The organism is Streptomyces sp. NH27 (assembly GCF_056859195.1).
This window is the reverse complement of record NZ_JACEGK010000734.1, coordinates 1-2819: the sequence shown is the minus strand read 5'-3', so window position 1 is coordinate 2819 and position 2819 is coordinate 1. Positions and strand designations below refer to the sequence as shown.

At 71.7% G+C, this 2819-nt stretch carries 2 protein-coding genes; both read right to left on the bottom strand.

Annotated elements, in window-relative coordinates; translation table 11 throughout:
• Nucleotides 1-36 precede the first annotated feature (36 nt).
• Nucleotides 37-2427 carry an HAD-IC family P-type ATPase gene (locus tag AC13HU_RS35140; RefSeq protein ID WP_483046053.1) on the bottom strand — a complete coding sequence of 797 codons (2391 nt, stop codon included), beginning with the start codon at nt 2425-2427 and terminating at the stop codon, nt 37-39.
• Nucleotides 2428-2464: 37 nt separating this feature from the next.
• The gene (locus AC13HU_RS35135) at nt 2465-2785 is read right to left on the bottom strand and encodes a DUF2530 domain-containing protein (RefSeq protein ID WP_483046052.1); all 321 of its coding nucleotides are present in this window, start codon (nt 2783-2785) and stop codon (nt 2465-2467) included.
• Nucleotides 2786-2819: the final 34 nt, after the last annotated feature.

The following is a 2819-nucleotide window of genomic DNA, read 5'->3' as shown; positions in this document are numbered from 1 at the left end:
CCCGAAAGGGAGGCGCCGGCCCCGCTGCGCTACCGCTCAGGCCATCGCGCGGGTGTCCCGGCGGCGCACCCATGCCCAGCACAACTCCAGCACCACTCCGCCGACCGCGGCGATGCCGACCGCGGTCCACGGCACCTGGTCGCCGACCAGCTTCAGCGCGAAGAACCGTTGCAGCCATGGCACGACCAGCACCACCAGGAAGCCCAGCATCATCGCGAACACCAACGCGACCCGCCACCAGGTGTACGGCCGGGCCACGATCGCCAGTACCCACACCTCCATCAGGAACAGTGTCAGCGTCGCCGCGCTGGTTTGAGCGTCCAACGCCCCGCTGCCGGAGTAGTGGTGGCGGGCGACCAGGTACGTGACGAAGGCCGCGAGGCCGCAGATCAGCCCGGCCGGGGTGGCATAGCGCATCACCCGGCGGACGAAGTTCGGCCGGGCCCGCTCCTTGTTCGGCGCCAGCGCCAGGAAGAACGCCGGCACCCCGATGGTCAGCGTGGACAGCAGCGTCAGGTGTCGGGGCAGGAACGGGTACGGGATCTGCCAGAACACCACCAGCAGCGCCAGCAGCACCGAGAACACCGTCTTGGTGAGGAACAGCGTGGCGACCCGGGTGATGTTGCCGATCACCCGCCGCCCCTCCGCGACCACGTAGGGCAGCGTGGAGAAGCTGTTGTCGAGCAGCACGATCTGCGCGACCGCGCGGGTGGCCTCGGACCCGGAGCCCATCGAGACGCCGATGTCCGCGTCCTTGAGGGCGAGTACGTCGTTGACGCCGTCGCCGGTCATCGCCACGTTGTGCCCGCGGGACTGGAGCGCGCCGACCATGTCCCGCTTCTGCTGCGGGGTGACCCGGCCGAAGACGGCGCCCTCGTCCAGCACCTGCGCCATCTCGTCGCGGCCGGCCGGCAGCCGCCGGGCGTCGACCGGCCGCTGCGCCCCGGGCAGCCCGAGCTTCGCGGCGACGGCGCCGACCGACACCGCGTTGTCGCCGGAGATCACCTTGGCGTGCACGTCCTGGTCGGCGAAGTACCGCAGGGTGTCGGCCGCGTCGGGCCGCAGCCGCTGCTCCAGCACCACAAGCGCCTGCGGGACGACCGCCTGTGCGGCGAGCGGGTCGTCCAGCTCCCGGTCGGTACGGGACAGCAGCAGCACCCGCAGCCCCTCGTTGTTCAGCCGGTCCACCTCGGCCAGGGCGTCGTGCCCCTCGGGCAGCAGCACGTCGGGCGCGCCCAGCAGCCAGCGGCTGGTGGCGCCGTCCGGCTCGGTGAAGGCGGCACCGCTGTACTTGCGGGCCGAGCTGAACGGCAGGGTGCCGGTGCCCCGCCAGCCCTCCGCAAGCGCCGGCGGGTAGACGTCGACGATCGCCTGGAGGCTGGCGTTGGGGTGCGGGTCGGACCGGCCGAGGGCGGCCAGCACCCGGCGGGTGTGCTCCTCGTCGGCGCCGTCGAGCATCCGCAGCTCGGTCACGTCCATGCCGCCCTCGGTGAGGGTGCCGGTCTTGTCCAGGCAGACCACGTCCACCCGGGCCAGGCCCTCGATCGCCGGCAGTTCCTGCACCAGGCACTGGCGGCGGCCCAGCCGGACCACGCCGATCGCGAACGCCACCGAGGTGAGCAGCACCAGCCCCTCGGGCACCATCGGCGTGATGCCGCCGACCGTACGGCGCACCGCCTCACGCCAGTTGTGGTCCTCCACTGTGAACTGGCTGATGATCAGCCCGATCGCGGTCGGCACCATCATCCAGGTCACCCACTTGAGGATGCGGCTGATGCCGTTGCGCAGCTCGGAGTTGACGAGGGTGAAGCGGGACGCCTCGTCCGCCAGTTGCGCCGCGTACGCCTCCCGGCCGACCTTCGTGGCGGTGAAGGCGCCGCCGCCGGCGACCACGAAGCTGCCGGACATCACCGCGTCGCCCGGGTGCTTGATCACCGGGTCGGCCTCGCCGGTCAGCAGCGACTCGTCGATCTCCAGGCCGTCCGCCTCGGCGAGCCGGCCGTCCACCACGACCTTGTCGCCGGGACTCAGCTCGATCAGGTCGCCGAGCACGATCTGCGAGGTGCCGATCTCCGCGGCCCTGCCGTCCCTGCGCACCATCGGCTTGGCCTCGCCGATCACCGCGAGGCTGTCGAGGGTGCGCTTGGCGCGCAGCTCCTGGAAGATGCCGATCGCCGTGTTCGCCACGATCACGAACCCGAACAGGCCGTCCTGGATCGGCCCCACCACCAGGATCACCAGGAAGAGCCCGCCGATGATCGCGTTGAACCGGGTGAAGACGTTCGCCCTGACGATCTCGGTGGCCGACCTGGACGAGCGCACCGGAACGTCGTTGACCTCGCCCCGCTCCACCCGCCGGGCGACCTCGGCGCTGCTCAGCCCGGGCTCGCGGGCGGGTGCGATCCCGGTGTCCGTGCGTTCCGTCATGGCTCGACGGTACGTGCCGGACGCGGCTCACACCCGTTTACCCCTGTTGCGGCTTCTCCGGGTCGGTGCCGTCCGGCGCGGCCGGGGCCTGGTCAGGGGCGGTGGGGCCGGCTGCCCGGGCCCTGGCGATGGCGTCGCGCCGGGTCCGTACGTACTTCACGCCCAGCAGCCCGCAGGCGCCGCCGGCCAGGCAGGTCCAGATGAACCAGGTGTGCCCGTGGTCGGAGTACCAGCCGTAGAAGGGGAGCTGCACGAAGAAGAGCACGAACCAGACGATCACGCCCACCGTGATCGTCGCGACGTCGTTGGCCTCCAGGGGCTCAGGGGCCTCGCGCAGAGGGGTCCGCTCCTTGCTCATGGGCCCATCGTATGCGGCCCGGCGGGGGGTGGGG